The organism is Marinifilum breve, assembly GCF_003202155.1.
Lineage (GTDB): Bacteria > Bacteroidota > Bacteroidia > Bacteroidales > Marinifilaceae > Marinifilum > Marinifilum breve.
The window spans coordinates 203,268-225,503 of sequence record NZ_QFLI01000009.1 but is presented as its reverse complement, the minus strand read 5'-3'; the positions used below and the strand labels follow the sequence as shown (position 1 = coordinate 225,503).

The window sequence follows — 22,236 nt, the reverse complement described above, 5'->3', positions numbered from 1 at the left end:
ATTACTATTTTTAAGCAATTACAAGCTGAAAATAAAAATAATATTCCTACTACAAATGGTTTTCAAAGATTAAAAATTAAGCTAAACCGACACTCACATAGACACCTCACTCACTACATATTAGAAAAAAACAGAAGTTCAACTTATGAGTAGCTAATTAATACAGTTAACCAGAAGATCAAAACACATCATTACAGCCATGAACTACGAAGAATTTCTAAAACGAATGATTTATCTGAAGGAGTTGATCGAAAAAGAAAGAACTGGCACTCCTGAGGAACTTGCCAACAAATTACACATTTCGAAAAGTTCGGTATATAGATCTATCAATTTATTAAAAAACGTAGGCATTCCTGTAGATTACTCAAGAGCAAAAGGCTCCTACTATTTGAAAAAGAAAAAAGATTAAGGATAACTTATTAAGAATTAATACAAACAAGCCCACTCTCAATAGTTGAGAGTGGGCTTGTTTAATTTCCTACCTGATAAAATACAATTGACAAACCATTTTAAAATAATCCAAAATGAAAAACAACGACCTTATACAAGTAGTTTTTACTGAAGAAGAATTAACAGCGACCAATACAAATTTGGATACATTGCTTGCTTTAGCCAATAAAAATGCACCTGGTTTAACTCCTGAACAACGTTCGGCTTATGGAGCAATTAACGAAACCAATAAGCTTTTGGTAAACAAAGCCAAAGTAATCATGGAAGAAAATCCTAAGTACATTCCAGCATTTGTAAACATGGATGAGTTTGGAAATGATTTTAATGCAAGGGAAGATATCGAAGGGATGATTCGCAAACTAGATCAAATCAGATTAAAGTTGAATGATACCAAAATCTTGCTTGATAATGACAACTATAATGATGCCATGGCATTTTATCGTTCGGTTCGCTATTTTGCTAAAGAACACGATCAGGAAGCCATGCCACTGTACGATGAATTGAAACAATTCTTTCCAAACCATAGCACTCAAAAAGAAGAGGAAGTAAAATAATAGCCACTGCATACAACACAATAAGCAGAATCAAAATTTTGGTTCTGCTTTTTTTTCTGAAAGTCTTCAAATTATTAATAAACTATATAGCGGTACTCTGTACCTTTAGATTTGATAATTTATTAAATGTTCTACAAATATTATGGTGCTCTGCACCGAGCTAATGATCAATCCATATTCACCTGAATAGCAGCAGAGCTGCGTAATCTTTGTAGTTTGAGTATTAAAATGTTTGTCGAGGTGCAGAGCACCGCAACTTTTATTACTATTGATGTTTACCTATATTAATCATGAAAGTTTCTAAAGCCTAGAAAAGACAAAGATTGGTTGATAATCATTAGGATTCAATCTATTTCTTATTAATATCAACAAACCTCATCTCTATTGACAGCTAACACAAAATTTTCATTTATAAAAACCACAGAGGGACACAGTGAATCACAAAGTATTTATTGAATGATGTTGAATTAGAAGCTTCTCCTTGTTCGTTGGAGTCTCTGTGGTAATTTCAATGAAACTATGCCTACCTACTTAAGCTTAAAAGAAACCATAAAGGTCTATCATAGTGCGTAGAAGCACGATTCTTGTTAAAAAAGACACGACATATCGTGGTTCGAAACACACCTGGGCTTAAAAAAGACACCCTTTCGATTAAAAATTTTAACACGAAGTGTGTCTCTACCCGCCCCATTGTTAAAAATTTTGACCCTAAGCGTGTCTCGAACCACACTTGCGATTAAAAATTTTGACTACGGTGGTGGTTCGAACCACGATAGAGGTCAAAAATTTTGGGATTGAGGTTAAAAAATTATAGTTCAACAAACCAGAATAAACTAAAAAAATAGTTATTTTTTCATTATTTAACACTTTTCACATGCATTGTTCATTATAAATTTCATATATTCATACCATTATTATTATATGGTTAATCAAATCACAAAAGCATTCACCAAATGAACAAGCCAATTTACATTGCATTTATGCTATTGCTACTACTAAGTAGTACCGCCAAATCTCAATTTCAGGTCAACTCTAAAGTTGTTGATAAAGAAAGTGGGAAAGCTATTCCTTTTGCAGGCATATCCATTGCCAACACCACAAAAGGAACCATTAGCAATCAGGAGGGAGATTTTCAACTCTACATTCCATTAGTAGGGACAAACACCAAGATTCTGATCAGTAGCTTGGGATACAAAACCACCTCTATTCATCCTAAAAAAGCTGGGAAAATTATTGAACTAACACCAGTTTCTTACGGCCTATCGGAGGTGAAAATATCTGCCAGCAAACTGCTGAATGATCCGAAAAAAATCTTAAAAGAATGCATGAAAGCTGCACCTGGTTTTAGACCCAATCAGCCCTACATCAACAAAGGTTTCATGCGACAAACCCACTTGCTCAACAAAAAGTATGTGAAGCTGATAGAAGCTGCACTGTTTACCTACTCAACCCCCAACGAAAAGACCAGCAAAGTGCACATACTCGAGAAAAGAAACACCTACGACAACAGAGAAATTGATGCCAAAGAGTTAGGTTTCTTTAAGAAATGGGAAAGTACGAGGTACAATAAAGCCAAACGAGAAGCTGAGAATTACAATCCTGAAAAGGAAGAGTTGTTGAAACTAATTCGCGATACTGATGAGAAAAGAAACTCGGTACGAAAAATAATACGATTGGAGACAGCCTATCAAGCTAAAATAAAGGGTTTATGGCATAATTTAAATGATATATACAGCGATAAGGACACTCAATTAAAGCTTGACACCATTATGGAAAAAGATGGTGAAGCGATCTACAAAATAAAAATACTTCCTACTTCTAAGGAATTAAAAAACAGTCCTTTTATTCGAATCGGATACCTTCTTATTTCAGCCCAAGATTTCGCTTTGTATGAGCTTAAATATGCGATGACTCAAAACCCAAAAGTTGCCAATGCCCGACAAATGGCCGCTGTAAACCTTATTAAATCCGATTTTACTTTAAAGTATAAACGTTATAAAAACAAACTTTATCCTTCCTACTATAATTCGAAGAGTTTCGATATGACAGGAATGACCAACATTAAAACTCACATAGAACAAACCAAATTCCCACGCATTTCAAGAGAGTTTTTATTCACCGAAATTATTGATGATGCAAAAGAAGTAAAGCAAAACATACCACAAAAATGGAAAGACAAGCTATATGAAGATAGCGAGTATCATCCTGATTTTTGGGAGAATTACACCATACTGCTTGAAACCAAAGATGAAGCAAAGCTTCGCAAAGATTTAGAAAGTGAGGTAAGCCTGAAAGAGCAATATCAGCATGCTACCGATAGTATTCGGATTAATCAGGTTAACTAAACAGTCTACATTCTAAGTTTCACCTAACCAAAAAAACACCCATCATATGGTAAGATCATTTCTTAATATAGTAATGATTGTGCTTGCCATGGCAACAAGTTTGCAAGCACAAATTCAAATCAACTCTAAAGTAATTGATAAAGAAAGCGGAAAAGCCATTCCGTTTGCAAATATCTCCATTGCCAACACCACAAAAGGTACCATAAGCAATCAAGAGGGAGATTTCCAACTCTACATTCCCATGACAGGACTTAACACAAGAGTCCTGGTTAGTAGCTTGGGATATCAAAGCGTAAGTATACATCCTAAAAAAGTTGGAAAAAACATTCAGCTCACTCCTATTACATATGACTTAACAGAGATTAAGGTCACTGCTAGCAAATTATTGAATGATCCTAAGAAAATTTTAAAGGAGTGTATGAAAGCTGCGCCTGGTTTTAAACCCGATCAGCCTTATATCAACAAAGGTTTTTTGCGACAAACCCACATGTTAAACAATCAATATGTGAAATTGATAGAGGCAGCATTGATTACCCATTCAAATCCTGAAGATCAAAATTTCAAAATACACATTAAAGAAAAGAGAAATACCTACGACAAAAGAAGCTATCACGTAAAAGAGCTTCAGCTTTTTAAATATTGGGATCATATGCGCTACAAGAAAGCCAAACAAAAAGCAAAAAACACCAATCTAAACGAAGAAGAAATAGCCAATTTAATCAGAGAACAAGATGAAGAAACCAACTCATTGGATAAATTAATTCAGATCAATATGGCCTATCAAGCAAAATTACCAAAAATATCCTACTCTTATTGTTTTGATTTAAACAGTATATCAAAATACAAGCCTATCCAATTAAAATTGGATACAATTTTAGAACAGAATGACGAATTTGTATATAAAATTAAAATTCTTCCTACTGCAAAAGCTTTAAAAAGGGATTATTTTATTCACTTAGGTTATCTATATATTTCTACAAAAGATTATGCTTTATATGAGATAGAATGTGCAATGCTTCCTAACCCGAATGAAAAAGATTCTATTGCCAAACGAATAATCCCCTCTTTTGCTAACAACTTTACTATAAGATATAATCGCATAAAAAATAAACTGTATCCTTCTTATTATAAATATTATGATCTTGATGGAACATACTCCTTGAAAAGTTTGGACAAACAACCTCGCATAAAACGAGAACTTCTTTTCACAGAAATCATAACTCAAAAAGATCAAATAAGTCAAATGTTGCCTACACAATGGAACGACAAGCTATACGAAGATAGCGAGTATCATCCTGAATTTTGGGAGAATTACACCATACTTTTGGAGACCAAAGATGAAGCCAAACTTCGCAAAGATTTAGAAAGTGAGGTAAGCCTGAAAGAGCAATATCAGCATGCTACCGATAGTATTCGAATTAATCAAATCAATTAAATGCTAACCTATGAAACCAATTGCTATTAAAATATTCTGCGCATTACTGCTTGCGCCATTTTCAGTATTCAGTCAAAACAAACTAAAAGCAAATATATCCAACGGAGAACAAAAAACCATTGCCTATGCCAGTGTAGCTTTAAGAGGCACAAGTTTGGGAACCATTAGCAATACCAATGGTGATTTTGAATTGGCCTTGCCTTCAGGCGATACAAAACAACAAATTGTTATTTCATGCATTGGTTATAAAAGTCAGGCATTTCCTGTTGATTCGCTTTTGCAAATTCAGAAGAATGGAGGCATTCCTAAACTTTGTTTGAACAAGCATTCCTACCAACTAATGGAAATCACTGTTGGCAAGCAAGAGATATTAAAAGATGCCAAGCAAATTTTTGCCAATGCCATTAATGAATTGCCGAAGCTGCTAGATGATCAGCCCCATATTGGCAAATATTATTTTCGTCAATCTCATGGCAACAAAACCAGCATAAATCGATTAATTGAAGCAGCTGTTAGTATTTACGATCCGGGAATATCACACAAAATTGAAGATTGCAAATTCAATATTGATGAATTACAATCGAGTTTAGACAATAGAGATATTGACTTCAAATCATTACTAGGCGTTTACAAATACATGGCGAAGAAAAAAGACGTTCCTAAGGATAGCCTGCTCTTAAACACCACCAATCACAACGATCCTCGTGTAAAGGAACTCCTTATTAACAACTTAGACAACAGCAAAGCCTCTTTCTCTAAATTCTTTACTGCAACTAATATGATTCGGGCTGCTCAAAAAAATGCAAGAAGAGGATCTAAAAAGGTAAACCCATGGTTCGTAAATGGTGGCCCTTTTATTTGCAAAACCTTCATGAAAAAACACAGGTTTAAATTGGATACAATTATCCCTTACAATGGAGAGGCTACCTACAAAGTAAAGATTCTGCCTAATAAAAACTATTCGGGTTTAGAATATCAGAAGAAATCATTTATTCCTATTGGGATTGCATACATCAGATTAAAAGATTACGCATTTTTAAGTTTGGATTACGGATACATCAACAATCCTAAATACAACGGGTTTAAACTTCACGGGAAACGCTATGGTCAGTTCAATGGCAAATTCTTTTACCACTATAGAATCAAAATGAGATTTAAAGAATACTATAGCAAACTCTATCTCCAACACCTTTATTACAAGGTAAATGACTACAATAGTAATGATACAGATATGATTCAGGAAATGGTAAATACTGAAATCATAAATGCTCCGGAAATCGTCAACCAACAACTAAAGCAGCTAAGATGGAAAGGAGATCATTACGAAAAGCTTCCTTACCACAAAGAATTTTGGGACAACTACACGACCATGCTTCCTAGCCTGGAGCAAGAAAATCTAAAGAAAAACCTGGAACAAGAACTTTTAAAAAAATAAAGCCATGCAAAAAATACTATCCTCGCTACTAAAAATAAAGAATCTATATCTATTTATCGCGTTACTACTATCTGGCATTTTCTCTGATTTTATCATGTATGACTACATTGACACAAAGCAAATGAATGAGAGATACAACACAAAAAATCAAGTACAACAAGAAGCTGAAGTTTACAATGAACATGATGACTTAATGGCTGATTTTAAAGATGATTTAGCTGAAATTGCATTAGAAGAAGTAAAAGATGAAGATGCAAAATCGGAATATTTAAGCGATGCATTATACTTTTTTACCGATAGCATTACTCGCATTATAGTCTATTGCCTACTCATGGCGTTCTTTATTTACCTTACTTTTCGTGTAACAACTGCCTATTCTCAAATCAAATATGGCCTAATTCTAAAAGCAACACTAATCGCCTATTTTATTATTCCCCTAAAAAATATAATGGCATCCATATGGTTTGGATTGATACAAACCGAATATGAATTAGATAATGTCTATCAGTTTTACAATTATATCAATCCATCTATTCAAACCTTTTTGGCAACTCCTGAAAAGTACAATTGGTATAACACCATTTTTAGCAATATTGATATTCAATTACTACTAATACTTGGTTTAATTCCATTTATGATTAAGAGCTCAGAAAAGTTTACTTTTAAGGCAATATCAAAAATGACACTTGCGCCTATACTTTTCACTATAATTATATGGCCTTTTGTTGCTAATATTATCTTCGCAATCAATCTATATCTTCCTGTAATTGACCTTTCTTTTTAAAACATCAAAGCCATGAATAGAAAATTATCAGCAGTTTTTATCATTGTAATCCTAAGCATTACAAGCGTAATTGTTATTAAAAAACGAAATGATCAAGAAGAAAAACGATTAAAGCAAGAGGCCAAAACAGAACTTAGCTCTTTGCCTAAATTTAATTTTCAGGACATTTTAGGAAACTCATTTACTTCTTTCAATTTAGAAAAAGATAAACCCATTGTGGTGGTTCACTTTGGTAATTTTTGTCCTTATTGTCATGAGGAAGCCAAAATCATGAGTCATTATTCTGAAGAGTACAAAGATTTCCAACTCTTGTATGTAACCAAAGATGAAATGGATAACATTAACATCTTCATGAACAAACACAAGCTAAGGGATAAATTGAACCTTACTATTTTGAGATATGAGAACAATGAATTCGAAGAAGCCTTTGGCTCCAGATCACTTCCTTGTATTTTCATTTTTGACAAGCATCAAAAATTCGTACAACATTTCGATGGAGCAGTTACCGCTCGTACTTTAATTAAGTATACGCGTGCTGCTAATCTCAAATAATTAAAATCCATAATACTCTTCAATTCATATAGACCTGACTGAATTTACAAACCTGTCAGGTCTAATATTTTTTCTACCTTTGCAAGCAAATTCTAAATTTAGAAATCAGCATATCATGCAGGAAAACAAAGCACAAGGAACCGATATCTCAACATTGGGAGAGTTTGGTTTAATCAAGCAATTGACAAAGGGCATCGAGATAAAAAATAGCAGTACAAAAGTAGGTGTTGGCGACGATGCTGCAGTACTGGATTATCAGAACAAAAAAACAGTTGTGACTACCGATTTGTTGGTAGAGGGAATCCATTTCGATTTAATGTACACTCCTTTAAAACATTTGGGATACAAAAGTATTGCCGTAAATGTTTCTGATGTGTATGCCATGAATGCTTGCCCAAAGCAAGTAACTGTTTCCATTGCCATTTCGAAGCGCTTTACCGTTGAAGCCATTGAAGAAATTTACGATGGCATTCGTATGGCCTGCGAAAATTACAATGTCGACCTAGTTGGTGGTGACACTACATCTTCTTTAACTGGATTGTGCATTTCAGTAACTGCTCTTGGCGAGGCTGAAGAAAATGAATTGGCCTACCGAAGTGGTGCCAAAGTAAACGACCTAATCTGCGTAAGTGGAAATTTAGGTGCTGCCTATGCTGGCTTGCAATTGTTGGAGCGCGAAAAAGCCATTTTCGAAAACAATCCAAACATGCAGCCTGATTTATCGGGACACGATTACATTTTGGAACGTCAGCTAAAACCTGAGGCCAGAAAAGACATCTACGAAAGATTGAAAGAGGCTCAAATTGTTCCTACTTCTATGATTGATGTATCGGATGGTTTATCATCGGAATTGATGCACATTTGTGAGGAATCGAAAGTAGGTTGCCAGGTTTATGAGGAAAAAATTCCTGTAGATTACGAAACTCATAAAATGGCCGAAGAGCTAAATATGAACTACAGTACTTTCTCGCTAAATGGTGGTGAAGATTACGAGCTACTATTTACGGTTCCATTGGAAAAATTCGATGATGTAGAAAAAATGGAAGATGTAAAAGTGATTGGTCACATTACTGAAGCCTCGAAAGGAATTTATTTGGTAACTCGTGATAATACTGAGATTGCATTGCAGGCTCAGGGATGGAATCCGTTACAGGAATAACCTCATCCTATCCTTCTCCTCAAGGAGAAGGCAACACAGCTCCAAAATATAGCATTAAAAAAAATCATTGCACTCCTCCCCTTCTCCTTGAGGAGAAGGGGCCGGGGGTTGAGGTAATACGAAACAAAAAAAAGTGAGATCCTCATATGAAGATCTCACTTTTTATATATCCTAGCTATTTGTGTTTACTCAGGGAAGTATCCTCTCATGATACCACGCTTAGAGTTCTTCACAAACAGAATAATTTCATCACGCTCTGGTGAAGCAGGCATTTCAGCTTCGATAGCTTCCAACGCTGTAAAGTTGTTCATACCTTTTTGGTACAAGTAACGGTAAACATCCTGAATTTCGCGGATCTTTTCGTTACCAAACTCACGACGACGCAAACCAATTGAGTTTACACCGATGTATGAAACCGGCTCGCGACCAGCTTTCACGTATGGAGGAATATCCTTACGAACCAAAGATCCACCTGACACCATAACGTGAGAACCAATGTGTACAAACTGGTGAACAGCTACCAAACCACTTAAAATTGCAAAATCGTCGATTACAACCTCACCTGCAATCTGAGTTGCATTACCAATGATACAGTTGTTACCAACAATACTATCGTGTGCAATGTGTACGTAAGCCATCAAAAGACAGTTGTTACCAACCATGGTTTTGCCTTTAGCTGCAGTACCACGGTTAATGGTCACACACTCACGAATTGTTGTGTTATCTCCAATTTCAACAGTAGTTTTCTCACCACGGAATTTTAAATCCTGTGGTACAGCACCAATTACTGCTCCTGGAAAAACATTACAGTTCTTACCAATTCTGGTTCCTTCCAAAATAGTTGCGTTAGAACCAATTCTTGTACCCTCTTCAATTACTACATCCTTATCGATAGTTACGAATGGCTCAATCACTACATTATCAGCGATTTTTGCCTCAGGATGTACATATGCTAACGGTTGCTTCATTTTTTTATTTATTACGTGTTAAACAAACTTCAACCACACCTGAAGTTTGCCTTGTAGTAGTTAAATTTTATTTATTCTTTGCGATTTGAGCCATAAACTCACCTTCAGCAACAACAGTATCGCCAACAAAAGCTAAACCGCGCATGTTAGCAACTCCCCTACGAATTGGTGACAAAAATTGCAATTTAAAAATCAGAGTATCTCCAGGAACAACTTTCTTTCTGAATTTAATGTTGTTCTGAGTTAGGAAGTAAGTAGAATAGTTTTCAGGATCATCAACCTGATTTAATACCAAAATACCACCACACTGAGCCATAGCCTCAACCATAAGTACACCTGGCATTACAGGCTCTCCTGGAAAGTGGCCAACAAAGAAAGGCTCGTTCATTGTAACATTTTTCACACCTACAATTGTGTCTTCCTGGATGTCGATAATTTTATCAACTAACAAGAATGGAGGACGGTGAGGTAGTAAACCCATAATTCCATTAATGTCTAATACAGGCTGTTTGTTTGGGTCATAAGCCGGAACTGAATCTTTTCCCATTTCTTTTTTTATTCGTTTGATTAATAATTTTGCCATTTGGGTATTTGGACCGTGACCAGGGCAAGAAGCAATTACTTTTCCTTTAATGAACTTACCACATAAGGCAAGATCACCAATCACGTCTAATAATTTGTGTCGTGCACACTCATTTTGGAAGTAAAGTTCAAGATTACTTAAAATTCCTTCTTTTACCTCTACATGCTGATGATCAAATAAGTCGGCAATACGATCCAACTCTTTTTGCTCCATCATTTGGTCCATAATAACAATCGCGTTATCAAGATCTCCCCCTTTGACCAAATTGTTATTTAATAGAAATTCCAATTCGCGTACAAAAACAAAGGTACGACACATCGAAATTTCATCTTTATAATCATTCAGTGATGTCAATCTTGCATACTGATTACTCAACACTTTCGAGTCGAATGAAATCATAGTATCTACACTGTATTCACTATCAGGAAGAATTGTTAGTTCTGAACCACGAGCTTCATCTTTGTATACAATTGGTTCTTTTACCACATAGTATTCACGCTTCGCATCCTGCTCTACAATTCCTACACTTTCAATTCCTTCTACATAGAATTTTGCACTTCCATCTAAAATTGGAGGCTCAGGAGAATTCATTTCAATCATACAGTTGTCAACACCCATACCGTACAATGCCGATAAAGCATGCTCGATGGTTTGCACTTTACATTCTCCTTTTTCAAGAACAGTTCCTCTTGATGTATCCCCTACGTATTCAGCGCTAGCATCAATTACAGGTTCACCTTCAAGGTCAACTCTCTTAAATTTGTATCCATGATTTTCAGGAGCAGGTACAAACTTGATTGATACTTCCAATCCAGTATGAAGTCCTTTTCCTGTTAAAGTAAATTCTTTCGCTAATGTTCTCTGCTTATCAGCCATAAACTTTCAATATTTTTTCTGTTTCCGGAAAATGGAATCTCCTATTTTTCCTCTTCCAGCTTCTTTACTTGCTTCTCTAGATCCATAATCTGCTCTCTCATCTTAGGCAGATTTTTAAACAGCACATATGATTTTTGATATGGTCCAAATTCAAAAGCAGGCGATCCCTGAAGAACCTCTCCTTTTTTCTTGATATTTCGTCCAATACCCGATTGTGCAGCAATCTTCACTTCGTCTGCAATCGACAAGTGACCAGCAATTCCAACCTGACCTCCAAACATACAATGTTCGCCAACCTTAGAACTTCCGGCAATACCTGTTTGCGATGCAATTACAGTATTTTCACCAATCTCAACATTATGAGCAACCTGAATCAGGTTATCCAACTTCACTCCTTTACGGATAATGGTTGATCCCATAGTTGCACGGTCAACACAGGTGTTAGCACCAATCTCAACATGGTCTTCTAAAATCACATTTCCTACTTGTGGAACTTTTTTGTAATCATTCGCTGACGATGGCGCAAAACCGAAACCATCGGCTCCAATAACCGAACCTGAATGAACGATACAATCTTTACCAATTTTGCAGTTTTCATACACCTTAACTCCTGAGTTAAGAATAGTATTGTCGCCAATAATCACATTATCGCCTATATATGTGTGCGGATATATTTTTACGTTATCACCAATTTTTACATTGCTACCAATGTATGCAAATGCACCAACATAAATTTTATCTCCAATGGTAGCAGATTTACTTACAAAAGAAGGTTCTTCGATGCCCACTTTTTGCGGTTTGCTCTGCTCATACATTTCCAACAACTGGGCCAAAGCCTGGTAAGCATCTTCTACGCGAATTAAAGTAGCTTTCACTTCTTTAGCTGCTTTAAAATCTTTGTTTACTAAAACAATAGAAGAGTTTGTTGTATAAATATGATGTTCGTACTTTGGATTTGCCAAAAAAGAAAGAGTTCCCGGTTTGCCTTCCTCAATACGAGATACATTGTTTACGGCAACTGATCCGTCACCATCAACTTCACCTTGTAGAAACTCTGCAATATCTTGCGCTGTAAAATTCATTTGTTCTGGTTTTATATCAGATAACAAGCTCTTTTCATTAATAAGAATACTCGTTTTTTATTGAGCACACATCGTCCAATATATCTGATTAATACGAAAAAAATTTCTGCAAATCTAACAATTATTTCATGCACATAAAATTTTTTTGCTTTTCAGACCCCACTGCAGATTTATTTCTATTTGATTATCTGGTAATTACAAATCCCAAATTAAACATTACAAAATCTTAATTTTCGGGTAACACAGGTAGAACTTTTTAACCGTTTTCGAAAGTACATCAATATTCATCATGTCTGACGCTTCTGCGATATCGCAAACGGATCCATCTTTATGGAGGATGTTGATATGATCTTCAGAAGTATATGCATTGTTGCTGATCATTCCATTGATGACAATAAAATCAAGAGCATGTTCAGAACAACCAAAATATTCTTTAATTCCTGATCTTACTTTATGGATATAGTCTTGCGAAAATGGCTTTTTCTGTATTTCAATTTTAAACAACTGACGATCTCTTATGCATTTGCATAAATAGGAAAGAACTCGATCCGAATGATTCGACCACACCTTTATAGATACCATTAAATCGTCATCATCTAGCTCAGCAAAAATATCCAATGCATTTTTCCCATCGAGCAAAGGAGTTTCACTTTCAAAATCAGTAATCCCTATTTTGTGGTAGAGAAAATATCGTAATGCAGGCGTAGCAAATAATTCCTCGCCTCGCTCAGCCAAATATTTTGCACGCTTTAATATATACACCAACATCTCTTCTGCAGCAATTACTGTTTTGTGCAAATAAACCTGCCAATACATCAACCTACGGGCAATTAAAAATTTCTCAATAGAATAAATTCCCTTCTCCTCTACAACCAAATTATCATCTCGAACATCCAGCATTTTAATGATTCTGGCCGATCCAACAACTCCCTCAGTAACTCCTGAGAAAAAACTATCTCTTCTCAGGTAATCCAGGCGATCCATATCAAGTTGACTGGAAACCAATTGATTTAAAAACCTTTTAGGATACTCGTTTTTGAATATTTGAATTGCTGTATCCAATTCTCCTTCAAACTGCTTATTTAAACGACTCATAAACAGCTCTGAAAGTTTTTCATGAGTTATACCATTGACAATACTGTATTCTAAGGCATGTGAAAACGGACCGTGACCAATATCGTGCAACAGAATGGCTGCATGAACTGCTTCTGCTTCTTTTTCTGTAATTTCGTTACCCTTTGATCGCAATACCTCAATGGCCATTCCCATTAAATGGGTTGCGCCCAAAGCGTGTTGAAAGCGATTTTGGAAAGCCCCGGGAAAAACCAAGTAAGTCAAACCCAATTGTTTTATTCTTCTCAGTCGCTGAAAATAGTGGTGCTCTACCAATTCATGCGAAATCCCTATAGGAATGTGAATAAAACCATGTACTGGGTCGTTTACAATCTTTTTCTTGGGAGTAAATTGTTCTGACATAAACAGATGAATATTGGTTGTAAACAAATGTATAAAAACCCATTATAAAAGCCTATACATGAAAAATTCAATAATTAGTTTTCTTTTTTAATATATCAATCATAGAATCTCTCCAATTTGATAATTATTTATCGGACTGTTCATTATAGATTTTTAATCCGTCGGAATTTATAATAATCAGCAATAAAATATCAAAAAAATTTTCTTTAGCAGTTAGAATACAATAATTTAGAGGAATGCCATTTGTTTTTTAAAACATTTATCTCTAATTTTGCATCGAAAAGTAAGAATAACGTGTACTTTAGGGGGCAGGAAGTCCCCTATTTTATTGACATTAACCGATATATGATTGATAAAAAAATTGTACTTGAAATTGTTGAAAAAGAAATTGCCGACACAGATTTGTTCGTCGTGGAGGTTACTGTTTCTACAAGTAATGCAATTTCAATAATGATTGATAGTATGGAAGGTGTACCAATTAGCACCTGTATTGAGTTAAGTCGTGCAATCGAAAAGAACTTTGACCGCGATGTTGAAGACTTTGAACTTCAGGTAGCTTCAGCAGGAATTGGTCAACCCTTTCAAGTAATTCAACAATACCACAAAAACATTGGGAAAGAAGTTGAAGTACTTACCACCGAAGGTGTAAAACACAAAGGAAATTTAATCACCGTAGGTGAAAACGAGATAGAAATTGAAGTTGAGGAGAAAGTAAAAGTTGAAGGTAAAAAGAAGAAACAAATTGTTGTTAATACCTACAGTTTTGCTTTTGATCAAATTAAATCAACAAAAGATATCATTACTTTTTAACAAGTAAACAGCTGAATAACATGAATCTTATTGAGACTTTTTCAGAATTTAAAGAATTGAAAAACATCGATCGTGCTACCATGATGAGTGTTTTGGAAGATGTATTTAGAAATCTTCTTTTAAAGAACTATGGTACCGATGAAAATTTCGATATTATTATCAACCCAGACAAAGGTGACCTTGAAATCTGGAGAAACCGTGAAGTAGTTGCGGATGGAGAAGTAGAAGATTCAAATCTTCAGATTTCTCTTTCGGAAGCTAAGAAGATTGATGAAGATTATGAACTTGGCGAAGAGGTAACCGACGAGGTAAAATTCCTTGACTTTGGAAGACGTTCTATTTTAACATTGCGTCAGAACCTTTCGGCTAGAATTTTAGAATTAGAGAAAGATAACATCTTTAATAATTATAAAGACAGAATTGGTGAAATTGTAACTGGTGAGGTTTACCAAATCTGGAAAAAGGAAATCTTGATTTTGGATGATGAAGGAAATGAATTGATCCTTCCAAAAACAGAACAAATTCCTTCTGATTACTTCCGTAAAGGAGAATCGATCAGAGCTGTTGTAATTCGTGTAGAAGTGAAAAACAACAGTCCTCTTATTATTATCTCAAGAACTTCTCCAGTATTCCTTGAAAGGTTATTTGAGCTTGAGGTTCCTGAAATTTTTGATGGATTGATTACCATCAAGAAAATTGTTCGCATACCTGGTGAAAGAGCAAAAGTTGCTGTTGAATCGTATGACGAAAGAATTGATCCGGTTGGAGCATGTGTTGGTATGAAAGGTTCGAGAATTCACGGTATTGTTCGTGAGTTGAAAAACGAAAATATTGACGTGATCAACTTCACTGCCAATAAGCAATTATATATCACAAGAGCTCTTAACCCTGCAAAGATATCTTCTATTCAAATTAACGAAGAAGATGCTCGCGCAGATGTTTATCTGAATCCAGAAGAAGTATCATTGGCAATTGGTAAAGGCGGTTTAAATATTAAACTTGCAAGCCAATTAACAGGATACGAAATTGATGTATATCGTGAGAAAACAGAGGAAGAAGCTGAGGAAGATGTAAATCTTTCAGAATTTACTGACGAAATCGAAGCTTGGGTTATCGATGAGTTAAAGAAAATTGGTTGCGATACTGCAAGAAGCGTATTGGAACTATCAGCTGAAGAACTAGAGAAAAGAACTGATCTTGAGATAGAGACTATTAACGAAATTTTAGATATTTTTAGATCCGAATTTGAATAGTCAGATTTTTAAGGACAGTTCCTCACAAATTATTGAAAACGGCACATTTTAACAGTTAACTTCAAAATATGGCAAAAGTCAATAAAAATAAAAGACTTAGTAAACTAGCAAGAGAATTCAATGTTGGGATATCTACTATTGTCGATTTTCTGAATAAAAAAGGTATTGAGATTGATTCTAATCCGAATACCAAGGTTTCAGATGACGCTTATGATATTCTGGCAAAAGAGTATAGCTCTGATTTGAACCTTAAGAAAGAATCGGAGAAAGTAAATTTGAAAAGTACCCGAGAAAAGAAAGAAACTGTTTCTATCGATCCGAAATCGGAAGAAGGTACTAAAGAAGCAACTGTTGAAAAAACTGAAGAAGAAGCTCCGGCAAAAAATCCTGTTAAAGTTGTAGGTAAAATCGATTTAGATGCATTGAAACCTAAAGCAAAACAGGAAAAGCCAGAAAAAACAGAAGAAAAAGCTCCTTCGAAACCTGAAGAGAAACCTGCCAAAGCAGAAGCTCCTAAGGTTGAGGAAAAACCTCAGACCGTTAAAAAAGAAGTAACTGAAAAACCATCAGAGCCGGCTACGCCTGCAAAAGATGCTCAAACTGTTAAAATGGAAAGCCCTAAAAAAGAGGAAGCAGCTCAAACTGAAAAACAAGAAAATAAGGAAGAGCTTAAAGTAGTAGGGAAAATTGATTTAGATTCTTTAAATCAAAAAACAAGACCTGCTAAAAAGACAAAAGCGGAGAAAGAAGTGGAGAGAAGAGAAAAGCAAAAGTCAGCTCCTCAACAAAAGCAACCTGCTAAGGAACAATCTGCAGAGCCACAAGCTCAAGGAAAGCCAGTAGAAAAAGAAGAAATTTTTAAATCTTCTACTCAGAAACTTTCTGGTCCTACTGTAATTGGTAAAATTGAATTGCCTGTAGAGAAAAAGTCTACCAACAAAGACAAGCAAGGTAACCAACAACGTAAAAAACGCAAAAGAATTAAAAAGGATAGCGAAAAAGTTAACGTTGGTAATCAGCAAGGTGGTCAACAAGGAAGACAACAAGGTGGTCAGCAAGGAAAACAACAAGGTGGTCAGCAAGGCAGACCTCAAGGAAAACAGCAAGGAGCTCAAGCTAACAAGTTCAAAAAACTAAAGAAGAAAAAAGTAGTTAAGAAAGAGGTTAGCGATGAAGATGTACAAAAGCAAATTAAAGATACACTTGCAAGATTAACTTCTAAAGGTGGTAAGTCGAAAGGTTCTAAGCACCGTCGTGAGAAGAGAGAACAAGCAAGTGCTAAACAAGCTGAATTAGCTGAACAGGCTGCAGCAGAAAAGAACGTGTTGAAGTTGACCGAGTTCGTTACTGTAAACGAATTGGCAACTATGATGGAGGTACCTGTTACCAATATTATTGCAACATGTATGGGACTTGGTTTATTTGTATCGATCAACCAGAGATTGGATGCTGAAACCATTGCAATTGTAGCTGATGAGTTTGGTTACAAAGCAGAATTCGTAAGTGTTGAACTTCAAGAATCTATTGAAGAAGAGGAAGACAAAGAGGAAGATTTGGTTGAACGTCCACCAATTGTAACGGTAATGGGTCACGTTGACCACGGTAAAACTTCCCTTTTGGACTACATTCGTCATGCTAACGTAATTGCCGGTGAGGCCGGAGGTATTACTCAGCACATTGGTGCATACAATGTATCATTGGACGATGGAAGAAAGATTACTTTCCTTGATACACCAGGTCACGAAGCCTTTACAGCGATGCGTGCTCGTGGTGCTCAAGTAACCGATATTGCAATTATTATTGTAGCTGCTGATGACAACGTGATGCCACAGACCATTGAGGCAATCAACCACGCAAGTGCAGCAGGTGTACCAATTGTATTTGCAATCAACAAAATTGATAAGCCGGGAGCTGATCCTGAAAGAATCAAAGGAGAATTGGCTAATATGAACTACTTGGTTGAAGACTGGGGTGGTAAGTATCAATGTCAGGAGATTTCAGCAAAGAACGGTATCAATATCGAAGACTTATTGGAAAAAGTATTGCTTGAAGCTGAAATGCTAGAAGCCAAAGCAAATCCAAATAAACGTGCTGTTGGTTCGGTAATCGAATCATCATTAGATAAAGGTCGTGGTTACGTAACTACTCTATTGGTACAAGCAGGTACTTTGAAAGTAGGTGATGTATTATTGGCAGGTAGTTATACAGGTCACGTAAAAGCGATGTTTAACGAACGTGGAAACAAGATCGACGCAGTTGGTCCATCTGAACCAGCATTGATTCTTGGTTTGAATGGTGCTCCACAAGCTGGTGACAACTTCAACGTAATGGAGAGTGAGAAGGAAGCTCGTAACATTGCTAACAAGCGTGAGCAGTTACAACGTGAGCAAGGACTTCGTACTCAGAAACACATTACCCTTGACGAGATTGGTCGTCGTATTGCAATCGGAAACTTCCAGGAGTTGAACGTGATTGTGAAAGGTGATGTGGATGGATCTATCGAGGCACTTTCTGACTCATTGATCAAGCTTTCTACTGAAGAAATTCAGGTGAATGTTATTCACAAAGCTGTTGGTCAGATTTCTGAATCGGATGTAATGTTAGCAACTGCATCTAACGCAATTATCGTAGGTTTCCAGGTACGTCCTTCAGTTGGAGCACGTAGATTGGCTGAGAAAGAAGAAATCGATATCCGTCTGTACTCAATCATCTACGATGCGATCGAAGAGTTGAAATCAGCAATGGAAGGTATGCTTTCTCCTGAAATCAAGGAAGAAATCGTTGCTACTGTTGAGGTTCTTGAAACATTCAAAATCTCTAAGGTTGGTACCATTGCCGGATGTATCGTTCGTGATGGTAAGATCAAGCGTAGTTCTAAGATCCGCCTGATTCGCGACGGTATTGTTATCTACACCGGAGAACTTGGTTCGTTGAAGCGTTTCAAAGACGATGCGAAAGAAGTTGTGAAAGGTTACGAATGTGGTTTGAATATCGACAAGTACAACGATATAAAAGTTGGCGATATGGTAGAAGCATTCGAAGAAGTAGAAGTAAAGAAGAAATTGTAATATACAATTCAATTATATTTAAAAAGCAGTCCAAATGGGCTGCTTTTTTTGTTTAGGCATTGTCGTCAATTGGCTGAGCAAATCGTTTTCTCAAAAAAGAAGCTCCTCAATTGGCAGAGCAGATCGTTTTCCCAAAAAAGAAGCTCTTCAATTGGTTGAGCAGATCATTTTCCCAAAAAAGAAGCTCCTCAGTTGGCTGAGCACATCATTTTCTCAAAAAAGAAGCTCCTCAACTGGCTGAGCAAATCATTTTCCAAAAAAAGTAGCTCCTCAATTGACTGAGCAGATCATTTTCCCAAAAAAGTAACTCCTCAATTGGTAAAAGAGGTAAATCTTTCAAAAAAATAAATATCCATGCAGCGTTTTTAATTACTTATGTATTCTATATGTAAATTGCAAAAACTTATCATATCCTCAATATTGGTAAAATGCTAAACAAGCACGAATGAAGAAATTTTTTCTAAAAAATAAGAAGACCATTTTCAATAAGATCTATGAGAATCATTCTCAGCAATTGTTTTTATTGATTCTTCGCTATGTTGTATCTCAATTCGATGCTGAAGAAGTTTTACAAAGAGGATTTATCAAGGTTTATGAAGCTTTAGATGATTTCACCTATGAAAATGATAAAGCTAGCTTAGGATGGTTAAAACGGATCATGGTAAACGAAAGTTTACTCTTTTTAAGAGAACAAAAACGTTTAACATTATCTGAAAACATTTCTTTTATTGAGACTTCGTCCAATCAATCGCCTGAAGTGGAAAATAAACTTGGCATGGACGATTGTTTAAGTCTTGTAAGAAACTTGCCTGACGGATACCGTACGGTATTCAACCTTTATGTTATCGAAGGATATGCGCACAAAGAAATTGCGGAGATTCTTCATATTAGCGAAAGTGCCTCAAGGTCGCAGCTTACTCGGGCACGAAATATTTTAAAGTCACAACTAAAATCATTGAATTATGCAACCGAACTCGTTGGATAGTATCATTAAAAATAATTTGGAAAACCAATCGAAATTGCCTTCAAATGTACATTTCGACAAGGATAGGCTACGTTCTTCAATCGATGGAAGAATCAATCAGCAATCGAAAGAGCGAAAATGGAAATTTGCAGCGGCTATATTGATCCTATTACTTGGATCCTCTATCTACTTACATTATCAGCAATACAACACCATAAAAATACAAAATCAAAATATAGGTAATCAAGAGCAGTTAATTTCCACGCTACACATCGAAAATGAGAATATTAAAAGTAAAAATTATTCACTGATCGATTCCATTTCAAAATCGAGTATTGCCCAAATGGAAAAGCCCAAACAGGTTGCTTTACCGCAACTTCCAACAATAGTTATTAATCAGCCGATAATTTTTAAAAATAATGTTGACGATAAACTATACATACAAATTGTCGAACGAATAAAAATAGAGGAAACAGAGAGCGAGATTCCGGAACTCGACCTGCCTGTTTACTATGAAAGTGATCGTTTGGCTAGCAACACAAATAAACAATCTAACAGCAAATCATTTGCAAGAAAGATTGGCAAACTCTTTAAAAATTAAAGTCATGAAAAAAATATTAATTCTACTTATTCTAATCGTATTAATCATTCCTAATATTAAAGCACAAGGAAAAATGTTTAATGCTCCTAAAAACTACCAATGGGGTTTATCAAATAAACGAGACACACTTTTCTTGGATTACGGAAATGGAAAGAAAATGGAAATAAGCTATTCTTGGTATAATATTTTTGGGTCAGTAAATAATGAATTTTCTCATAAACGCTTTTGGAATCCAATAAATATGGATTTTAAAATTCTTAAGGAAAAAATTAAAGAAATTCCTTTAAAACAGGATAAAAAATATCACATAACTCTTCTTTCTCAAAGACCAAATCTATACTCCGATGAATTTTTTGAAACCATAAAGCTAAAAAATCAAGAAGGAAAGGAGTCCGGTCTATCTAAAGAAAAACGAGATAGCTTACTACAAACTATTTTCCAAAACTACTACAAAGGTAAAATCAAGAAAAAACATAAACTTACAGTTAATGAAAGGAAAACTTCTGACGAAGACAGAGAGTATTTAATTGTAAAAAATAAACTCTACAATAAAGTACAATGGCAGCATATTATAGAAATTAAAGAACAACTGTGGAGCGTAAAATTATATGTAACAAATTTGCAAGAAATAGACGAGTTTGATTTTGATGAAATCAAAGAGTTTTTAACAAGTGAGAAAGAAAGATTTTTAAAAGGACGTTACTACCAATATTTTTCTAGGTTACATTATAAAAAAGAAAATGGTGAATTTATATATGAACGAAACCTTGGTGAAAAAGTAATTGAGAGGCCCAGATTTCTAAAATTGGGAATGGATGCTGGTGTTGGAGCTTCCATTGTAAAAGGAAGTTTATCTGCAGATGCTAGTGCATCTTTCTATCTTCAATTTAACGAGCAAATGAAATATTCCTCAAAACTTGGATTAAGGACTCAATTAAAATCATTTGGTCAAGATAATAAAATCAGAAACAATGTTTTCCTTGATGCCTTTTTGGACCTAAACATTGATGATTTATTAGAAAAAAAGAATTGGATAGGTGCTGGTTTTGGTTATCTGGTAAAACGAGAAGGAGATATCTATGGAAAAGATACAGGAAGGATGTTCTTTAAGTATGGATTCTCTAACGGAATTGCTATTCAGCCAGAGTTTAACTATTCCTTTCACGACGAAAAGTTTCTTCTTGGAATTGGTGTTTCCTTTAACTTTTAATGCAGAAAAAACCCTCACACAAGCTGTGCGAGGGTTTCTTTATATTTTCAGAATACTATTATAGTAATTCTTTGTAAGCTTCAGCAGAAAGTAGTTCTTCTAACTCAGCAGTATCAGCCAATTTGATTTTGATGATCCAACCTTCACCATAAGGATCAGAGTTAATCAAATCTGGAGCATCTTCCAACTTTTCGTTGAATTCCAATACTTCACCACCAACTGGCATAAACATGTCAGATACAGTTTTTACAGCTTCGATAGTTCCGAATACTTCTTCTTGATCTAATTCTTCGCCTTCAGTTTCTACTTCAACAAAAACGATGTCTCCTAGTTCTCCCTGAGCGAAATCAGTAACACCAATAAAAGCTTCTTCGCCTTCTACACGTACCCACTCGTGATCTTTAGTGTACTTCAAATTTTCTGGTACATTCATGATAGTATGTTGTTTTAAAAGAGGTTTATAAACTGCTCCAAATTTACAGTTTTTTTTCAATAATTAAATATTAGTAATTGAGTAAATCAACTAATGATTGTATGATCTTTATCACATTCTAGATCAATATCATACAATAAACCTATTGAATATTAATAGTTCATGAAAAATATTCTTGTTTTCAACCTGCTCTTAAAC

At 35.3% G+C, this 22,236-nt stretch carries 19 protein-coding genes; 14 read left to right on the top strand and 5 right to left on the bottom strand.

The genetic code is table 11. From position 1 onward, the window contains the following. Positions 1–199: 199 nt before the first annotated feature. The 8 genes from DF185_RS18155 to thiL all read left to right on the top strand — a co-directional run bounded on the left by DF185_RS18155 (position 200) and on the right by thiL (position 8,714). The gene (locus tag DF185_RS18155) at positions 200–409 is read left to right on the top strand and encodes an HTH domain-containing protein (protein WP_110362277.1); all 210 of its coding nucleotides are present in this window, start codon (positions 200–202) and stop codon (positions 407–409) included. A 115-nt stretch (positions 410–524) separates the two neighbouring features. Beyond that, positions 525–1,004, top strand: a complete 480-nt coding sequence (locus DF185_RS18150) for a hypothetical protein (protein ID WP_110362275.1) — start codon at positions 525–527, stop codon at positions 1,002–1,004. 953 nt (positions 1,005–1,957) lie between these two features. Next, entirely contained in the window at positions 1,958–3,349 is a 1,392-nt protein-coding gene (locus DF185_RS18145) for a carboxypeptidase-like regulatory domain-containing protein (RefSeq protein ID WP_110362273.1), read from the top strand. A 46-nt stretch (positions 3,350–3,395) separates the two neighbouring features. After that, on the top strand, positions 3,396–4,784 hold the full coding sequence (locus DF185_RS18140; RefSeq protein ID WP_110362271.1) for a carboxypeptidase-like regulatory domain-containing protein: 1,389 nt from the start codon (positions 3,396–3,398) through the stop codon (positions 4,782–4,784). Between the two features lie 10 nt (positions 4,785–4,794). Then, on the top strand, positions 4,795–6,219 hold the full coding sequence (locus tag DF185_RS18135) for a carboxypeptidase-like regulatory domain-containing protein (protein ID WP_110362269.1): 1,425 nt from the start codon (positions 4,795–4,797) through the stop codon (positions 6,217–6,219). A gap of 4 nt (positions 6,220–6,223) precedes the next feature. Further along, positions 6,224–7,003, top strand: a complete 780-nt coding sequence (locus tag DF185_RS18130; RefSeq protein WP_110362267.1) for a hypothetical protein — start codon at positions 6,224–6,226, stop codon at positions 7,001–7,003. A gap of 12 nt (positions 7,004–7,015) precedes the next feature. Then, a complete protein-coding gene (locus DF185_RS18125) occupies positions 7,016–7,555 on the top strand; it encodes a TlpA family protein disulfide reductase (protein ID WP_110362265.1) in 540 nt (179 codons plus the stop codon). A 115-nt stretch (positions 7,556–7,670) separates the two neighbouring features. Continuing rightward, positions 7,671–8,714: a thiamine-phosphate kinase gene (gene thiL / locus DF185_RS18120; RefSeq protein ID WP_110362263.1), complete on the top strand. Its 1,044-nt coding sequence runs from the start codon at positions 7,671–7,673 to the stop codon at positions 8,712–8,714. Positions 8,715–8,899: 185 nt separating this feature from the next. Here thiL and lpxA read toward each other — a convergent pair whose 3' ends face one another. From lpxA to DF185_RS18100, 4 genes are all read right to left on the bottom strand, one after another. Next, positions 8,900–9,682: an acyl-ACP--UDP-N-acetylglucosamine O-acyltransferase gene (gene lpxA / locus DF185_RS18115; protein WP_110362261.1), complete on the bottom strand. Its 783-nt coding sequence runs from the start codon at positions 9,680–9,682 to the stop codon at positions 8,900–8,902. A 67-nt stretch (positions 9,683–9,749) separates the two neighbouring features. Beyond that, positions 9,750–11,141 carry a bifunctional UDP-3-O-[3-hydroxymyristoyl] N-acetylglucosamine deacetylase/3-hydroxyacyl-ACP dehydratase gene (locus DF185_RS18110; protein ID WP_110362259.1) on the bottom strand — a complete coding sequence of 464 codons (1,392 nt, stop codon included), beginning with the start codon at positions 11,139–11,141 and terminating at the stop codon, positions 9,750–9,752. A gap of 41 nt (positions 11,142–11,182) precedes the next feature. Next, positions 11,183–12,223, bottom strand: a complete 1,041-nt coding sequence (gene lpxD / locus DF185_RS18105) for a UDP-3-O-(3-hydroxymyristoyl)glucosamine N-acyltransferase (RefSeq protein ID WP_110362257.1) — start codon at positions 12,221–12,223, stop codon at positions 11,183–11,185. Positions 12,224–12,439: 216 nt separating this feature from the next. Continuing rightward, positions 12,440–13,699, bottom strand: coding sequence for an HD domain-containing protein (locus DF185_RS18100; RefSeq protein WP_110362255.1), 1,260 nt, complete (start codon positions 13,697–13,699; stop codon positions 12,440–12,442). 345 nt (positions 13,700–14,044) lie between these two features. Here DF185_RS18100 and rimP point away from each other — a divergent pair, with 345 nt between their 5' ends. From rimP to DF185_RS18070, 6 genes are all read left to right on the top strand, one after another. Continuing rightward, the gene (rimP, locus tag DF185_RS18095) at positions 14,045–14,509 is read left to right on the top strand and encodes a ribosome assembly cofactor RimP (RefSeq protein WP_110362253.1); all 465 of its coding nucleotides are present in this window, start codon (positions 14,045–14,047) and stop codon (positions 14,507–14,509) included. Positions 14,510–14,529: 20 nt separating this feature from the next. Continuing rightward, on the top strand, positions 14,530–15,762 hold the full coding sequence (gene nusA / locus DF185_RS18090; protein WP_207784690.1) for a transcription termination factor NusA: 1,233 nt from the start codon (positions 14,530–14,532) through the stop codon (positions 15,760–15,762). Positions 15,763–15,830: 68 nt separating this feature from the next. Then, complete coding sequence (infB, locus tag DF185_RS18085) at positions 15,831–18,830, top strand: translation initiation factor IF-2 (RefSeq protein ID WP_110362249.1); 3,000 nt, start codon at positions 15,831–15,833, stop codon at positions 18,828–18,830. A gap of 445 nt (positions 18,831–19,275) precedes the next feature. Beyond that, a complete protein-coding gene (locus DF185_RS18080; RefSeq protein ID WP_110362247.1) occupies positions 19,276–19,815 on the top strand; it encodes an RNA polymerase sigma factor in 540 nt (179 codons plus the stop codon). Further along, complete coding sequence (locus DF185_RS18075) at positions 19,793–20,395, top strand: hypothetical protein (RefSeq protein WP_110362245.1); 603 nt, start codon at positions 19,793–19,795, stop codon at positions 20,393–20,395. Before DF185_RS18080 ends, DF185_RS18075 begins: the two co-directional genes overlap by 23 nt. A 4-nt stretch (positions 20,396–20,399) precedes the next feature. Further along, complete coding sequence (locus tag DF185_RS18070) at positions 20,400–21,605, top strand: hypothetical protein (protein ID WP_110362243.1); 1,206 nt, start codon at positions 20,400–20,402, stop codon at positions 21,603–21,605. A gap of 58 nt (positions 21,606–21,663) precedes the next feature. On the opposite strand, the gene gcvH is transcribed toward DF185_RS18070, so the two are convergent. Next, the gene (gcvH, locus tag DF185_RS18065; protein WP_110362241.1) at positions 21,664–22,038 is read right to left on the bottom strand and encodes a glycine cleavage system protein GcvH; all 375 of its coding nucleotides are present in this window, start codon (positions 22,036–22,038) and stop codon (positions 21,664–21,666) included. Positions 22,039–22,236: the final 198 nt, after the last annotated feature.